The following is a 15,923-nucleotide window of genomic DNA, read 5'->3' as shown; positions in this document are numbered from 1 at the left end:
CCGAACGGTTGGCGCGCGGATGCTTTTGGGCAGGCCGGATGGAGATCCACTCACGACAGTGGTGTCGGATATCGGAATCCCTCCGCCGAGCCTTGCGACCACGTTGTGCGGCTGGGCAGAATCGGCCATCGATCCCCGCGCCACCCCTCCGGTGAGGAGCCTCGGCATGTCCGACGATAAGCCGATCACGTTCGCCATGCGCTGCATGCTGGTGGTGCTGATGGCCGAGGCGCGTGAGCTGCCCAACGCACGCATCGCCGACCGCGGGTTGGACCTGAAGAAGGAATACCGGGAACGGTTGGTACGGCGCGGGTGGATCAGCGTGCGCAAGGAAGGCCGTGGCATCAGTCTCGAGCTGACCGAGGCCGGCTGGGCCGAGGCGATCGCGCAGCTGTCGGCCGATCCACCGGCGGGCGGCGGGGCTGGCGGCGCGGCACTTTACACGGTGCTGAACCGGCTGGGCGGTTTCCTGGACCGGTCCGACATGGCGGCGGCGGAGTTCTTCGCCCCGGCCGCGGCGGGATCGGTCGAGATCGACGTGCGCATCCGCAAGGCGTACGCCGAGATCGCCCGGACGGCCGGCGAGATGGTGTCGCTCGCGGACCTGCGCCCCCGACTGGCCGGCGCGGAGCGGGGCGACGTGGACGCGGCGCTCGTCGCGCTGAGCGGCGCGCCCGACGTGCGGATCATCCCGGAGTCCAACCAGAAGACGCTTACCGCGGCGCAACGGGAGGCGGCCGTGCGCATCGGCAACCAGGAGAGGCACCTGATCGCGATCGGCGTGTGAGACGAGCATGGACGAGGTCGAGCGGCGGGCCCTGAAGGCGCTCCGGTTCAACTGGGCGCCCACCCCCGACGACGTGTGGCGGCAGCCGGCGTTCCACGTCGACGGGCTGCACCGCGACGCGTTGCGGATCATCCTCGACGGCGTCGACGACGCCGACCGCAGCAGCGACTCGAGCCCGGTCGGCGTCGCCGTGCTCGGCCAGCGGGGGAGCGGCAAGACCCACCTGCTCGGCTCGGTCCGCGAGCGGGTGCAGGCCGGCGGCGGCTACTTCTTCCTGATCAGCCTGCTGGAGGCCAGCGCCTTCTGGCGCAGCGCGGCGCTGTCCGTCATCGAGGGGCTCAACCGGGAGACCGCCGAGCAGGAGAGCCAACTCAAGATCTTCCTGCGCCGGCTGGCCGACCTCGTCGGCGCGCCGCGCACGGTGCGGCGGGCGATCATCGGCGAGGCGGAGCTCACGCGGCCGTTCCTCGACGCGTTCGTCGACCTGGTGCGCAAGCACCACCGCCAGGTCGGCATGGACTGCCAGGACACCATGCGGGCGCTCGTGCTGGAGGCCGCCGAGAAGACCAGCGACCAGGACGTGGGCCACGAGTTCCTGTGCTCCAACGACGAGCTCGAACCGGGCCAGCGGGCGGCGTGGGGCATGCGCCGGGCGCGGCGGTCCGCGCAGGAGATCGTCCGCGACATCTCGCGGCTGCTCGCCCTGACCGGCCCGACCGTGATCGCGGTCGACCAGATCGACCTGCTGATCAACCAGGCGGCCAAGGCGCTCGACGGCGGCACCCGCCTGGAGTGGCGGGCCGCGCTGCTGCTGGAGCAGATCGCCGGCGGCCTGATGTCGTTGCGCGAGACCACCCGCCGCACGCTGTCGGTGGTCGCGTGCCTCGACGAGTCGTGGACGCTGATCAAGACGCAGGCCACCGACACCGTGCAGGACCGGTTCCGCGAGGCGGTGCAGCTGCGCCAGATCGGCACGGCGGAGCTCGGCAAGGAGCTGGTGGCCCGCCGGTTCGCGGCGCCGTTCGCGGACCAGGGCTTCACCCCGCCCTACGACACCTGGCCGGTGCGCGCGTCGGCGTTCGTGGAGGCGGTCCAGTTCACGCCGCGGGAGCTGCTGCGGACCATCGACACGCACGTACGCGCCTGCCTGCGCGACGACACCGTGCGCGAGATGGCGCGGTTGGTCCGCGACGCGGTCTCCACCGGCCCGGTGCTCGACGGCGGCGACCCGCCCGCGGCCGGTGAGCTGGCCGAGATCGACGCCCGCTACGCGGCGCTACGCGCGGCGGCCGACCCCGGGCCGGCCCTGGACCCCTCGACCGAGGACGCGGTGGTGCCGTCGTTGCTGTCGGCCGGGCTGACCGCGTGGATCGGGGAGCGGGGGGCGTCCGGCGAACTCTACGGGCTGGACCCGGAGCCGGGCAACAAGCCGGCGCTGCACGCGCGGCTGCGGCACAGCCTCGCCGAACACACGGAGGACGAGGAACACTGGGCCTTCCGCGCGATCCACGCCCGGCACCCGGTGGCGGCCCTCAACCGGATCCGCAACGCCAGCACGGCCGCCGGCCTGACCGAAGGCGTGGCCAAGCGCAAGCTCTTCTTCCTGCGCAATGATGCGTGGTCCGGCGGTGCCCGCACGACCGAGGTGATCGAGACGTTCACCCGGGCCGGCGGGCAGACGCTGCCCTTCCCGACCAGCGACGTGACCGCGCTGCTGGCGCTGCGGCAGCTGATCCGGGAGCGCGGCTTCGAAGGCTTGCGCGCGTGGTTCGCCGTCCGTCGGCCGACGGAGGAGATCTCCTTCCTCCAGGCCGCCCTTTCGGACGCCGGCTCCGCTGCGGCGGGGGCCGACATCGCCGCTGCCACCGACGTCGGCGTGGCCGGCGCCAGCGAACTTGCCGGCGGCGCGGGCGGGTTTGCTGGCGCGGCCGCGCAAGGGGGCGTTGCTGGGGCGTCCGGCCATGGTGGCCGTGTTGGCGCGGCCGCGCAAGGGGGCGTTGCCGGGGCGGCTGGCCATGGCGGCCCTGCCGGCGCGGCTGATGCGAGCCGGCGTGGCGACGGAGCCGGCAGCGGCGAGCGTGCAGCCGCCGCCACTGGCGGTGGCGGTGAGGCCAGCAGCCGAGGTCCCGCGGGCGCGGCGCGCCGTGGGGGCCTTACCAGCGTCGCCGGCACCGGCGGGCGTGCTGACGCGGCTGGAACAAGCGGGCGTGGCGGTGACGACGGCGGCGGTAGCCCTGGTGGCGTGGCCCGCCGTCGTGGCCTGCTCAGTGTTGTCGGCCCGAGTGGGCCCGACGATCCGGCCGGCGCCGCGGGTGCTGCCGGCGCGGGGGGCCAGGGTGACGCTGCCGGCGCGGGCGGGGGTGGCGACGCGGATGGCACCGATCAGCTCGGCCGCTCCGCGGCTCCTGGGGGCGTCCGTGGGTTGGCCAGCGTCGGTGGGCCTGCCGATGCTGCGGGCATCCGTGGGTTGGCCAGCGTCGATGGGCCTGCCGATGCTGCGGGCATCCGTGGTTTGGCGAGCGTCGGCCGGCCTGCCGATGCTGCCGGCGTCAGTGGCTTGGCCGGCGGCGCCGGTGGAGCCGATCCGGTGGGTCCGAGTGGCGGAACGGGTCACGGCGGCCCTTCGGAGGCGCTCGATGCGAGCGACCGGTCCGGTCACGACAGCGGCGCCGCCACTGCCGACGCCCCCGTGGCGGGCGCCGGTGCCCGGGCCCAAGAACGCTGGGGTGCGTCGGCGCCCGAGGTCGGTTCGGTCGAGGCGGGCGGCCACGTCGCCGAGGTGCTGCCGATCGGGCCGGGGCGCGCGGGCGGCGTACCCCCTGCGGAGCGTGATCCTGGGTCCGTGACGCTCGGGCACGCGGTGCAGGACGGTCGGGCCGTGCCGGTCGGGTTGGCGGCGTTGCGGCGGCATGCGGCGATCTTCGCGGGGTCGGGGTCGGGCAAGACCGTGTTGATCCGGCGGCTGGTCGAGGAGTGCGCGCTGCGGGGCGTGTCGTCGATCGTGCTGGATCCCAACAACGACCTCGCGCGGCTCGGTGACCCGTGGCCCGAGCCGCCGGCGCACTGGGACGCGGCGGAGACGGCGCGGGCAGCGGCGTACCACCGCTACACCGACGTCGTCGTCTGGACCCCGCGCCGGGCGGCGGGGCGGCCGCTGAGCTTCCGGCCACTGCCCGACTTCTCCGCCATCGCCGACGACCCGGACGCGTTCGCCGCCGGCATCGACGCGGCCGTGGCGTCGCTCGCGCCACGCGCCAATGTGGACGGTTCGACGACCAAGGCGCGGATCGGTCATGCGGTGCTGCGGGAGGCGCTCACGGCGTACGCCCGGGGTGGTGGCACCGATCTTCGCGGTTTCGTGCTGTTCCTGACCCAGTTCCCCGAGCACGCCAGCCAGCTCGACAACGCGCCCCGGATCGCCAACGAGATCGGGCAGCTGTTGCGGGCCAACATGGTCACGGACCCGCTGTTCGGCGGCGACGGCGCCCCGCTCGACCCGGGCGAGCTGCTGCGGCCGGCGCACGGGTACCGCGCCCGGATCTCGGTGATCAGCTTCGTCGGCCTGCCCGACGACAGCCAGCGGCAGAGCTTCGTCAACCAGCTCCAACTCGCCCTCTTCGCCTGGATCAAGAGCAACCCGGCCGGCGACCGCCCGCTCGGCGGCCTGTTCGTCATGGACGAGGCGCAGACCCTGGCCCCGTCCGGCGCGATGACCGCCTGCACGCAGAGCACGCTGGCGCTGGCGTCGCAGGCCCGCAAGTACGGCCTCGGCCTGGTGTTCGCCACCCAGGCGCCGAAGGGTCTGCACAACCGGATCCCCGGCAACGCCGCGACGCAGCTGTTCGGCCTGCTCAACAGCCCGACCCAGATCGACGCGGCCAAGGAGATGGCGCGGGCCAAGGGCAGCGACATCTCCGACGTGGCGCGCCTGCGCCCCGGCCACTTCTACGCCGCCGCCGACGGCGCCGGCTTCGTCAAGCTGCGGGCGCCGCTGTGCCTGAGCTACCACCCGGCCAGCCCGCTCACCGCGGAAGAGGTCATCGAGCGCGCCCGAGCCGGCGTCGACGCCGATGACGACGAATAAATAATTGCCGGGACTTGCGCAGACGATCTACCGTTATTGACGCAACCGACAAGCATCCGACAACGACAGGACGACGTCATGAAGTGGCTCGCGGCGCACACCGTGGTGAGCGCGTGCCAGGGCGCCCTGGATAGGTGTCGAATCTAGCGCTGACCAGCGCAGACGCCGCCTATCCCGACCGGGCACAGGCGGCTTTTTCGTTTTCGTTTTCTTTTCGCTCGTGCCGTTCCGGCACGGCGCGATTCCGCATGCGCTTTTTCGCGAGGGAGGCGTCTTCAGATGATGAGCATGACAATGCGTACGGCGCGTCCCGGCTGGCCTGAGGGCCCGACGGGGGCGCGGCGCCGAGCGGCGTGACCGCCGTGGGGTGCGGCGGACCCGGGCGGCGGGTCGCATCCACCCGCGGTGGTCGCAACTAGCACAGACGGGATACGATCCCGGCGCCGGTCCCGCCGGCACGGGGCCGTAGCTCAGCCGGTTAGAGCAGGGGACTCATAATCCCTCGGTCGCGGGTTCGAGCCCCGCCGGCCCCACACATCCCTGCCCAGATCCTGTTCGCTGCGCGGTCAGGATCTGGGCAGGGATGTGTCATTCCTGTTCCGGGGGCGACCCCCGGAGGCCCCACGGTGTGGTGGGCGCGGTCCGCGTGGGCCCGGGCTAGACCCAACGCTCGCGTTGGATCTAGCCCGCCTGCCGGCATCGTGCTTTTGAGGTCCGCCCGGCCTCGATCGATACCCGAACGTGGCTGGCAAAGGTTTACCCGATCAAGCAGCGTCGGGTGTGTGTCTGGCCAGAAACTCGTCGATCGCCCGCCGAATCAAACCGGACCGACCGGCTCTGTCGTTGCCGGCCAGCTCGTCCAGCCGTTGCCCGAACCGTTCGCACCTGTCAGGGCGAGGTGCTCACCCGCGGCCACGGTGAGGTCTACCTCGTCGATTGCCGTTCGGCGACCGAACCTGCAGGTGACTCTGGTGAAGGAGACGGTCGTCACCCCGACACCGGGACCTCTTCGAGCACGACGCCACCGAGCGGGTTCATGAAGTGGTAGTCGTGGATCGTGGCCGTCCGGTTCCCGTCGATGACCGCGAACGTTCCGCCGGAGCGGCGGGGCAGCCCGCCGCGGCCGCCCCGCCCCACCTCCCGGCTGTCGACCACGTGTGCCCTGCGGCAGCACGGTCGGGCTGACGACCCGGCACCGTGTGCCCACTCGTGGCGACCGATCACCGCGCGATCGCGAGATCAGCCGGGCGTTTCTGGCCGGACCCGGACTCAGCTCAGGAGTGACTGGCCGACCCATTCGCCTTCCCGGCAGCCCGGTGGGACGGCGAAGACGGCCGAGCCGATGGGCGTGATCCAGTCGTTGAGGAGGTCGTTGTCGGCCAGGTTCCGTTGGATGGGGATGAACTGGCTGCCGATGTCCCGTTGGTAGGCGGCGAAGATGAGCCCGGCGTTGGAAGTGCCGTCCGGTCCGGGTGCGTCGTCGTAGTTGTAGGGGCGGCGGAAGATGCGCTGCCGGTCGGACTCGACGTGCGCGCGGGCGATGTGGGCCGACTCGGAGATGACGGTGAAGCCGAGTTCGTTGGTCTTGGTGAGGTCGGGTTCGTCGTGCTCGTCCACGCCGCTCAGTGGCGCCCCGTTGGACAGGCGCCGGCCGACCGCGAACTCCTTGGCCGTCGGATCGGCGGCGTCCCAGGTCTCGAGCTCGGCGCGGATCCGCCGGACGACCAGGGTGGTGCCGCCGCGCAACCAGCGCGGTCCACTGTCGACCCACACGGCGCCGTCGAAGATGGGTGAGCCCAGCGGAGGGTTGCGGGTGCCGTCCAGTTGGCCCATGACGGTGCGTTGGGTCACTCCGTCGTCCTGCATGCCGCGTCCCCGGCGGAAACCGCGCTGCGTCCAGCGGACGCGGCCGAAGGCGCGGGTGTCCTTGATCAGCATGCGCTGCGTGTGGGTGACCGTCAGCGGGTCGTCGGCGCAGATCTGGATGAGGAAGTCGCCGCCGGTCCACTGTGGTTGGAGCTTGTCGATGGTGAACGCGGGCAGCGGCGCCAACGAGCGCGGGCGCTGAGCCTCGAGGCCGGCCGCGGCGAAGAACTTCGGGCCGAAGCCGAAGGTGACGGTCAGCCGGGCGGGAACGACGGCGAGTTCGGGTTCGGTGTCGGCGAGCGCGGGGCGGCCCTGGGTCAGGCGCGCGGCGTCGTCGGTGAGCAGCCGCATCATCCGCGCCAAGGCGGCGCGGTCGACGCCGGCGACCAGGTCGAAGGCGACGAACGCGGCGTGCGCCTGGGCCGGGGTGTCGATGCCCGCCTGGTGGGCTCCGTAGAAGGGAACGGTCTGTGTCCCCAGTGCCTGGGCCTGCGGGGGAGGTGGCGTGGCCGGTGGCGGGTCGGTGGCCGCGAAGGCGTGCGCCCCGGCGGTGAGGCCGGCGCCGACGACGCCACCGCCGACGGCGAGGGCGCCGCCGCCGAGGAGGCGCCGCCGGGACAGCGGCCGGTCCGGCGTACCCATCAGCCCATGGTCATCGGGCTGGCACTGGCGCCCGGGTTGTAGCTCTCGTTGCCGCCGGCGAAGTCCTTGGCCACCGCGGTGAACTCGAAGGTCGTGCCGCTGTCGAGGGTGAGGGTGAAGGTGACCTCGTCGCCGGCCTTCACGGGCGCCTTGACGTCCATCATCATCAGGTGGTCGCCGCCGGGCTTGAGCTCGTGGCTGCCGCCGGCCGGGATCTCGAAGCCGCCCTCCTTGGGGCGCATCTCCATCTTGCCGTCGACCTCGGCGACCTCGTGCAGCTCCATCATCGGCGAGGCGGTGGAGGTCGCCTTCACGATCCGGATGTCACTGCCGCCGGTGTTGAGCAGGGTGCCGAACGCGGCCGTCATGCCTTTGTCGGCCGTCTTGACCCACATGTCGCGCACCGCGATCGGGTCGGCCGGGACCGAGGCGGACGGCGGCGGGGGAGTGCTGGTGCTTGCCGGCTCGGCCGCGGAACCACAGGCTCCCGCGAGCAACGCGAACGCCGCGGTCGCCGCCAGCGCGAGGCCGCGCGCCGTCGTGGAAATGCTCATGCCGTGGATCCTCCGGTCGTCGCTCATCGGTGTGTCAGAGAGTTGGTCGCCAGTGGGGCGGCGGAAGTTCCGGGCTGTCTGCTTCCATCGACTGGGGATACCGTGTGGAGCGTCACCCGAGGAGGCATCCACATGTTCCGTGCCCGTTCACTCGCCGTCGTGGCTGCCGCCGTCGTCGCTGCGACAACGGCGTTGTTGCCCGCGTCGCCGGCGTTCGCGCACACCAAGCTGACGGGGTCGACGCCCGCGGCCAAGGCCACCGTGCGCGAGCCGGTCACGGAGCTGACGCTGAAGTTCAGCGGGTTGATCAAGAAGGCCGGGAGCACGGTGGTGGTGTCCGGGGCGGACAAGCTCTCCTACAGCGAGGGCGCGGCCACGGCGGTCGATCGCACGATCACCCAGGCGGTGCGCCCGCTCCCCGTGGGCGTGATCACGGTGCGTTGGCGCACGGTGTCGTCCGACGGCCATCCCATCCAGGGGACCTACACCTTCACCAACAGGGCCGCTCCGCCTGCGGCGACGAGCCCGAGCCCGAGCGTGACGTCCGCCGCCCCGACACCGACTCCTGCGGCAGTCGAGCCCACGGCGGCGTCTCCGGTGCCCGTGTCCCGCACCGCGTCCGACGACGGCTCCTCGCCGCTCGGTTGGATCATCGCCGTGGTGGCCGCGGTCATCGTTTTCGCCGGCGGGCTGGCATGGTGGCGCCGGCGCCGGACGGCTGCCTGAAGCCGGGTTCAGGCGGCGGGTTCGTCGCGGACTTGGGCGGTGACCGCCAACCCTCGATCGGTCGCCGGCGCCGCCGAGAACGCCTCTCCGCCTGTGCTCGGCACACGCCATCCGCGACCTCGACCGGTCGGCGGCCGATCCGGGTCCATCGCCGGCCGGGACAGCGCGACCGTCAGGATGTAACCCGCCACGAGAAACGCGTGGCTGGCCAGCCGGCCGGCGTCGACCCTGCCGTCGGCGATGTCGCCGAGCGACAGCAACGCCAGCACCGCGACGAACGTCGTCAGCAACGGAAGCAGGCCCGCTGGGCGCGTCCGGCGGACGGCCACGAACAGGAACCCCGCACCGAGCGCGAGGTTCCACGCGGCGGACTCGTGCCACAGGTGCCCCGAGCCGGGGACGCCGACGTGGTCCAGGTGCCCGGCCTGCCCGATGCCGGCCGTCTGGGCCGCGCCCAGCAGGAACTGCACGAATCCGACGCCGGCCAATGCGGCGCGGAGCAGCCAGGGCAGCCGGAAACGCCGGAGGGTCGGCGGCCCGACCACCGGAATCGGCGTGCCGCTGCCAGGCGCGCGCACGGCGGAGGTGCGAGCGACTCGGGTCACCGCCGCGGCGGCGTCCAGCCACGACCGGCAAGATGGGCAATCATACAGATGCTGATCGATGTTCTGGGCGTCGTCGGGTGGCGCTTCCCCGTCGAGACCTGCGGAGAGAGCCTCGCGATAACGCTCGCATCCCACACCCTGATAGTCGCCCGGCGTGCCCCGCCGGTTCCCGAGTGCTCCGCCGGACGCTAGCCTGATCCCCATGCCTGAGCCCGACGCGGAGCCCGACGCGGAGCCCGTCGATCCGATCACGGAACGCGCTCTGGCCGCCGGCGCGGGCGATCGCGCCGCCGCGGCCGCCTTCGTGGAGGCGACCCAGCACACGGTGCGGCGGTTCGTGGCGCACCTCTCGGACGCGGGCGACGTCGACGACCTGACCCAGGAGACCTACCTTCGGGCGATGCGGTCCCTGCCGTCCTTCGACGCCCGGTCGTCGGCCACGACGTGGCTGCTGGCCATCGCCCGCCGGGTCTGCGTCGACCACGTCCGGTCGATCACCAGGCGACCTCGGGTCGCGCCCACCCAGGACTGGCGGATCGCGGCGGAGGCCGCCGCATCGCGCGACCGGCCGGCGGGCTTCGAAGTCGGCGTGGCGCTCAACACCCTCGTGCGAGCGTTGAGTGACGACCGGCGAGAAGCGTTCGTGGCCACCCAGATCGCGGGGCTCAGCTATGCCGAGGCGGCGGAGGTCTGCGGCTGCCCGGTCGGCACCATCCGCTCCCGGGTCGCCCGCGCGCGCGAGGATCTCGTCGACGCGATGACCGCCGGCGGACGGGAGCGGTTGCGGCCGACGAGCTGACCGCGATTCGCACATGCCGCCAGCCTGGTTCTCCTGTCGCGGTTCGGCCCATAGCGTTGGCACCCACGGTGTCGACATGGTCACCGTGGGAGGTCCGCCATGCGTCGCGCCGCCGCCATCGCCGCACTCGTCACCGCCGTTCTGCTGATCGCCAGCCCAGCTCAAGCGTTCGCGCACAACAACGTCCACAACGCGTTCCTGCATGCCGTCCTCGACGGGCTGACGCTCCTGATCGTGACCGCCCCGGTGTGGACCGCCTACTTCTGGGGCGCCGCCCGCCGTGGCCTGCTCGTCGCGCTGGTCGCCGTCGTGCAGATCCCGGTCGCGATCATCGGCTTCAGCCCGATCGACAGCCCGGCGCTGCATCTGACCGCGATGCTCGTCGCGCTGGCCCTGACCGCCTTCTCCCTGTGGTCGGTGCGCCGTGCGTCCCGTGCTGTCGTCGCCGACCGCGTCGCCGAGAGCGGTTGACCGCTACTTCACCGCGCCGACCCAACGCCCGTCGGCGCCGCGGACGGTGAGCCCGACCACCGGCCCACCGTCGCCGTCGGCTCGCCGCAGCGTCACGTCCGGGCAACCAGGCGTGGGCGGCTGCCAGCCACCGTCGGCCGCGACGACCGACGAGAACCGGCAGTGCGTCTCGTCGACGAACCCCCACGCCATCAGCAGATCCCTACCGCGGTAGGTGTAGTGACCGACGGTGGCGCATCGGTCTCCGACCGACCGCCGGTAGAACGTCGCCGACAGGCCGGGCACGGGCACACCCTCGAACTCGGCCTGCGCGACGTCGCGGTGCTGCCGGTACTCGGCGAGGTTCGGTAGTTCCATCACAATCCCTCCGCGCGGACGCTCCGGGTGATCAGTCGTCCGTGGAGGTCAGTTGGTTCCAGGAATCACGGGAACCACCCGGACGACTACGACGACTAGTAGGAGAGGAATCGTCAACGGAAGTCGTCATCCATGCCCGCGTCGTACCGTCCTGCCCGTATCGCCGCCCTGGTCGGCGGCCTCCTCCTGCTCGCCGTGGGGGTGCTCGCGCCCGCCGCTCCGGCCTGGGCGCACAACGAGCTCACCGCCTCGGCCCCAGCTGACGGCGCTCGACTGGCCGCGCCGCCCAGACAGGTGGTGCTCACGTTCGCCCAGCGCCTCGACCAGCGCTACACGCAGATCGTCGTCACCGACGGCCACCGTGAGCCGATGCCGGCCAGGCAACCGACCGTGTCCGGCACGTCCGCCACCCTCGACCTCGAAGGGGATCTGCCCGACGGTGGTTACACGGTCGCGTACCGCGTGGTTTCTCCGGATGGTCACCCGGTGCAGGGCGCGCTCACCTTCTCGGTCGGCCCGGCCACCGCGGCGGCCTCGCCGGGTGCGCCGATCGCTGCTCCGCCACCGGCCGAGACCGAGTCACGCCGGCCGACCTCGGCGATCCTCGGCGCTGGGGCGGCGGCCGCGCTGGCGATCGCCGGCGGGTGGGCGGTCCGCCACCGCCGGGCCCGAGCGCGGTGACGGTCCGTCGATGGCCGGTCGCCGTCGGCGGGCTGGGTGTCGCCGTCGCGACCATGGTCGTCCTGCTGGGATCCGGCGGCGGCGTCGACGACCGGATCCTGCCGGGGCTGCCGTACCCCGGCCCGTTCACGGAATGGATGCTCCCGGCCGCCCGCCTGGGCACGCAGGCGTTCGCCGCCGCCACGGTGGGCCTGCTGCTGGGCGCCACCGTGCTGGCGCCACGACGCGAACGCCTGCTCAGCCCGCTCGCCTACCGCCAGGTGCGGGCCGCGCGGTGGCCGGCCCTGGGCTGGGCCGTCTCGTCGGCCGCCCTGCTCTGCCTTACCATCTCGGACCTGCTCGGGCGGCCCGTCGGCGACACCGTTTCGGGCACGTCGATCCTCACGTTCATCGGGTCGGTCGACCTCGGTCGCGCCCTGGCCGTCTCGGCGATGCTGGCGGTGGCGGTGTTCCTGGCCTGCTCGCTCGCGCTGCGACCGGGTGGGGCGCTGTCCGCCCTCGTGCTGGCATTGGTGGCGGTGACTCCGGCGGTGTTCACCGGCCACGCGGCATCCGCCGACAACCACCAGCTGGCCGTCTCCAGCCAGCTCCTGCACGTCGTACCCGTGACGCTCTGGGTGGGTGGCCTGTTCGCCTTGGTGATCGTGGCCCGGGCCGGCACCAGCGACCTGGCGCGAGCGGTCGGGCGGTTCTCCGCGCTGGCCGGGTGGTGTCTGGTGGCGGTCGGCGTCTCGGGGGTGCTGTCGGCCGCCGTCCGGCTGCCGTCCTGGGGTGACCTGCTCACCACCTGGTACGGGCAGTTCGTCCTGATCAAGGTCGCGCTGTTCGCGTTCGCCGGGTGGGCCGGTTGGCAGCACCGCCGGGCGACGCTGCCCCGGCTGCGCGCCGGCGACCGGCGGGCCTTCGTCCGGATCGCCGCCGTCGAGTTGCTCGTGTTCGCCGCCGCGCTCGGCGTCGCCGTCGCACTCTCCCGGACGCCGGCCCCGGTGGCGGCCGAGTCGGAGGACCTGGCGACGTCCCTGCTGGGCTTCGCGATGCCGCCCGCGCTGTCGATCGGGAACCTGGCGAGCCGGTGGCTGGTCGACCCGCTCCTGTTGGCGGCCGTCGTCGCGCTGGCCGGCGCCTACCTGGCCGGGGTGCGCAGGCTGTCCCGCCGCGGTGATGCGTGGCCCGCGGGCCGGACCGCCGCGTTCGTGGCCGGCTGTGCGGTGATCGCGGTCGCCACGTGCAGCGGCGCCGCCCGCTACGCGCCCGTGCTGTTCTCGGTGCACATGGTCGAGCATCTGCTGCTCGCGATGGTCGCCCCGGTGCTGCTGGTGCTCGGCGCACCGGTCACGCTGGCGCTTCGGGCGGTGCCGGCCACCACCGACCCGACCTGGCCCGGCCCGCGGGAATGGCTGCTCGCGGCCGTGCACTCCCGTCCCGCGCGGCTGCTCACCCAACCGCTCGTGGCGCTCGGCGTCTACGTCGTGAGCATGTACGCGTTCTACTTCACCGACCTGTTCGCCCTCGCCCTGCGCTCCCACGCGGCGCACCTGCTGATGGTCGCCCACTTCCTGTTGGCGGGATACCTGTTCTTCTGGGTCGTGGTCGGCATCGACCCGGCGCCGCGTGCCCGGCCGTCCCCACTCGTGCGGATGGTTCTCGTGCTGATCTCGATGGTGCTGCACGGCTTCCTCGGCCTCGCGATCATGCAGGCCAGCGATCTGCTGGCGGGGGACTGGTTCACCGCGCTGCCCCGCGACTGGGGGCCGACCCCGGCCGACGACCAGTACGTGGCGGGCGGCATCGCCTGGTCGTTCGGGGAGCTGCCGACCGTGCTGGTGGTGGGCGCGGTCTTCCGGCAGTGGATCCGCGCCGACACACGGGAACAGCGACGACTCGACCGGGCCGCCGACCGCGCCGAGGCCGGCGGCGTTCCCGACGCCCACGACGCCTACAACGCCTGGTTGGCGAAGGTCGCCGACGAGGAGCGCAGCCGGCCCTCGGGGCCATGACATAGATGGCGGGAACTGAACGGGCTCCGCCGCCGACCAACACGGTGGCGCGCCAGCCGGCGCCACGCCACCTTGGAGGCCCCTTGTCCACGACAACCGAGCTCACCGAACCGGGCACGCCGAAGTCCTCGGCGACCGATCCGGGCCGCGCCGGCGCCGCCGCGGCCAAACGCCAGCGCACCATCGGCCCGCTGGTGCTTCGCCTGCACTTCTACGCCGGGATCCTGATCGCGCCCTTCCTTGTGGTGGCCGCGCTGACGGGCCTGGCATTCGTGTTCAGCCCTCAGCTCGACCAGGTCGTCTACGCCCACGAGCTGCGCGTGGATCCGACCGGGACCGCCCGACCGCTGGCCGAGCAGGTGACCGCCGCCCGCGAGGCGCACCCCGCCGGCGACCTGGCCACCGTGATCCCGCCGGTGACGGCGACCGACACCACCAAGGTGGTGTTCAACCTTCCCGAGCTGGGGGAGAAGCAGCACACGGTGTACGTCAGCCCGTACACCAACGAGGTGCGCGGCACGCTGACCACGTGGTTCGGCTCCACGCCGCTGCAGACCTGGCTCGACGACATGCATCGCAACCTGCATCTCGGCGTCGTCGGCCGGCATTACTCCGAGCTGGCCGCGAGCTGGCTCTGGCTGGTCGCCCTCGGCGGGCTGTTCCTGTGGCTGCGCCGCCAATGGACGGGCCGCCGGAAACTGCGCCGCACCGTCCTGCCGGACCTCACCGCGAAGAAAGGCGTCCGGCGAACCCGCGGCTGGCACGCCGCCACCGGCGTGTGGCTGGTCATCGGCCTGCTCCTGCTGTCCGCCACCGGTCTGACCTGGTCCCGCTACGCCGGCGCGAGCTTCGACATCGTGCAGGAAGCCTGGGGTGGACCGCGACCGACGCTGGACACCGGCCTGCCGGGTGGGTCCACGGGCGGTGGCGATTCCGGAGGCGGCCACCACGGGGATGCCGCACCCTCTGGTGGCGACGTCACCATTACCGACGTGGACCGGGTCACGATCGTCGCGCGGGAAGCGGGCCTGACCGGTCCGATCCAGGTCACCCCGCCGGCCGAGCCCGGCGCCGCGTGGGTGGTGGCGCAGAACGACATGAAGTTTCCGATGCGGCAGGACAGCGCCGCGGTCGACCCGGCCGCGGGCACGGTCGTCGCCAGGACCTACTTCGCGGAATGGCCCCTGATGCAGAAGCTGTCGAGCTGGGGTGTGTCCCTCCACATGGGATACCTGTTCGGGCTGGTCAACCAGCTCCTGCTCGCCGCCCTCGCGCTGGGCCTGCTGTGCGTGATCGTGTGGGGCTACCGGATGTGGTGGCAACGCCGACCCACCCGCGCCGACCGGACCGCACCGCTCGGCACACCACCGGCCCGCGGAGCCTGGCGGCAGACTCACCCCGTCGTCGCCGTCGTGATCCTGCTGATCGCCGCCGCGGTCGGCTGGGCGCTGCCGATGCTGGGCATCAGCCTCGCGGCGTTCCTGGTCGTCGACCTGATCATCGGTGCCGTGCGCCGCGGACGCACCCGCCGAGCGATACCGACCTCGCCGGCGCCGACGCAACCCTGACCCGCTGACGGGTGCCGGCCGCCGTCGATCGATGCGGCGGCCGGCACACGGCTCAGCTGGGGCGACTGCCGGACCGCCGCCAGGCCAGGACGGCGAAGATCAGGGCGGCCAGCGCGAGAACCAGACCGGCGACACCCGCGACGCTCCCGGCGGAGGAGTCGTCGCCGTCCCCGGCGGACGAGGCCAGGTTGACGTTCGCGTTGGCCGCCGGCGAAGCGGCCGCTCCCTCGGCGGCACCCGCCTTGGCCAGCTTGAGCACCGGCGCGGGGTGCTCCGCCTCCTCGCCACCGGTCGGCTCGTCGATCCACCGGACGATCTCGTTGTTCGAGTAGGTCTGCAGCGCCTTGAACACGATCTGGTCGACCTCGGGCAACGGCCCGGCCGAAACCTCGAACTCCTGGAACTCGCCCGGCTTGACCTCGCTGCCGGCCGTCGCCGTCCACGTGATCTTCGTGATCGCCTCGGTGATCTCCTCGCCGTGGGCCTTCAACGGCGTCGCCAGCTTCGACTTCTCCGTCGTGGCCGTCCAACCGGGCGTCGGCCGCGTCGACACCGACGCGATCGCCGTCTCCGGAGGAATGTTCACCTCCACCTTCACCGTCGAGGCGTTGTCGCGCTCGTTGGGCACCCGGAACGCGAGCTTCGCGTAGCCGCCCTGCGTCGCGCCCTGCGCGTTCACCGTCACGTGCGCCGACGCCGGCCCGACGCCGAACCCGATCGCGCCGGCCAGTCCGACCAGGGCGGCGATGCCGAGCCCCGCCGCCATTTGCCTTGCTCGCATTGCCC

At 72.6% G+C, this 15,923-nt stretch carries 14 protein-coding genes and 1 tRNA gene; 9 read left to right on the top strand and 6 right to left on the bottom strand.

The genetic code is table 11. The features are described from left to right. Positions 1-58 precede the first annotated feature (58 nt). From O7635_RS36980 to O7635_RS36970, 3 genes are all read left to right on the top strand, one after another. A complete protein-coding gene (locus tag O7635_RS36980) occupies positions 59-787 on the top strand; it encodes a hypothetical protein (RefSeq protein WP_278085131.1) in 729 nt (242 codons plus the stop codon). Between the two features lie 7 nt (positions 788-794). After that, a complete protein-coding gene (locus O7635_RS36975; RefSeq protein ID WP_278085130.1) occupies positions 795-4,871 on the top strand; it encodes a DUF87 domain-containing protein in 4,077 nt (1,358 codons plus the stop codon). Positions 4,872-5,330: 459 nt separating this feature from the next. After that, positions 5,331-5,404, top strand: a tRNA-Ile gene (locus tag O7635_RS36970). Positions 5,405-5,858: 454 nt separating this feature from the next. Here the strand turns inward: O7635_RS36970 and O7635_RS36965 are convergent. The 3 genes from O7635_RS36965 to O7635_RS36955 form a co-directional block, all read right to left on the bottom strand. After that, positions 5,859-6,026 (bottom strand): hypothetical protein, encoded by a 168-nt coding sequence (locus tag O7635_RS36965; protein WP_278085129.1) that lies wholly within the window; start codon positions 6,024-6,026, stop codon positions 5,859-5,861. A gap of 114 nt (positions 6,027-6,140) precedes the next feature. Beyond that, the gene (locus tag O7635_RS36960; RefSeq protein ID WP_278085673.1) at positions 6,141-7,382 is read right to left on the bottom strand and encodes a Dyp-type peroxidase; all 1,242 of its coding nucleotides are present in this window, start codon (positions 7,380-7,382) and stop codon (positions 6,141-6,143) included. Then, entirely contained in the window at positions 7,379-7,933 is a 555-nt protein-coding gene (locus O7635_RS36955) for a copper chaperone PCu(A)C (RefSeq protein WP_278085128.1), read from the bottom strand. Before O7635_RS36955 ends, O7635_RS36960 begins: the two co-directional genes overlap by 4 nt. A gap of 132 nt (positions 7,934-8,065) precedes the next feature. Between O7635_RS36955 and O7635_RS36950 the strand changes: the two genes are divergently transcribed. After that, complete coding sequence (locus O7635_RS36950; protein ID WP_278085127.1) at positions 8,066-8,659, top strand: copper resistance protein CopC; 594 nt, start codon at positions 8,066-8,068, stop codon at positions 8,657-8,659. An 8-nt stretch (positions 8,660-8,667) separates the two neighbouring features. On the opposite strand, the gene O7635_RS36945 is transcribed toward O7635_RS36950, so the two are convergent. Beyond that, on the bottom strand, positions 8,668-9,399 hold the full coding sequence (locus O7635_RS36945; RefSeq protein WP_278085126.1) for a zf-HC2 domain-containing protein: 732 nt from the start codon (positions 9,397-9,399) through the stop codon (positions 8,668-8,670). A gap of 67 nt (positions 9,400-9,466) precedes the next feature. On the opposite strand from O7635_RS36945, the gene O7635_RS36940 reads away from it, so the two are divergent. Next, complete coding sequence (locus O7635_RS36940; protein WP_278085125.1) at positions 9,467-10,063, top strand: sigma-70 family RNA polymerase sigma factor; 597 nt, start codon at positions 9,467-9,469, stop codon at positions 10,061-10,063. A gap of 99 nt (positions 10,064-10,162) precedes the next feature. Beyond that, positions 10,163-10,534: a hypothetical protein gene (locus O7635_RS36935; RefSeq protein WP_278085124.1), complete on the top strand. Its 372-nt coding sequence runs from the start codon at positions 10,163-10,165 to the stop codon at positions 10,532-10,534. Between the two features lie 3 nt (positions 10,535-10,537). On the opposite strand, the gene O7635_RS36930 is transcribed toward O7635_RS36935, so the two are convergent. After that, positions 10,538-10,891, bottom strand: a complete 354-nt coding sequence (locus O7635_RS36930; protein WP_278085123.1) for a hypothetical protein — start codon at positions 10,889-10,891, stop codon at positions 10,538-10,540. Between the two features lie 132 nt (positions 10,892-11,023). Between O7635_RS36930 and O7635_RS36925 the strand changes: the two genes are divergently transcribed. The 3 genes from O7635_RS36925 (at position 11,024) to O7635_RS36915 (ending at position 15,137) form a co-directional block, all read left to right on the top strand. Beyond that, the gene (locus O7635_RS36925; protein WP_278085122.1) at positions 11,024-11,572 is read left to right on the top strand and encodes a copper resistance CopC family protein; all 549 of its coding nucleotides are present in this window, start codon (positions 11,024-11,026) and stop codon (positions 11,570-11,572) included. Between the two features lie 53 nt (positions 11,573-11,625). Next, entirely contained in the window at positions 11,626-13,569 is a 1,944-nt protein-coding gene (locus tag O7635_RS36920; protein ID WP_278085672.1) for a cytochrome c oxidase assembly protein, read from the top strand. Positions 13,570-13,652: 83 nt separating this feature from the next. Continuing rightward, positions 13,653-15,137, top strand: a complete 1,485-nt coding sequence (locus tag O7635_RS36915; protein ID WP_278085121.1) for a PepSY domain-containing protein — start codon at positions 13,653-13,655, stop codon at positions 15,135-15,137. 52 nt (positions 15,138-15,189) lie between these two features. Here the strand turns inward: O7635_RS36915 and O7635_RS36910 are convergent, their stop codons facing one another. Then, a complete protein-coding gene (locus O7635_RS36910; protein ID WP_278085120.1) occupies positions 15,190-15,918 on the bottom strand; it encodes a YcnI family protein in 729 nt (242 codons plus the stop codon). Positions 15,919-15,923: the final 5 nt, after the last annotated feature.

It is taken from the genome of Asanoa sp. WMMD1127 (assembly GCF_029626225.1).
Taxonomy (GTDB): domain Bacteria; phylum Actinomycetota; class Actinomycetes; order Mycobacteriales; family Micromonosporaceae; genus Asanoa.
The sequence above is the reverse complement of the archived record's forward strand: the minus strand, read 5'-3'. Positions and strand labels throughout refer to the sequence as shown.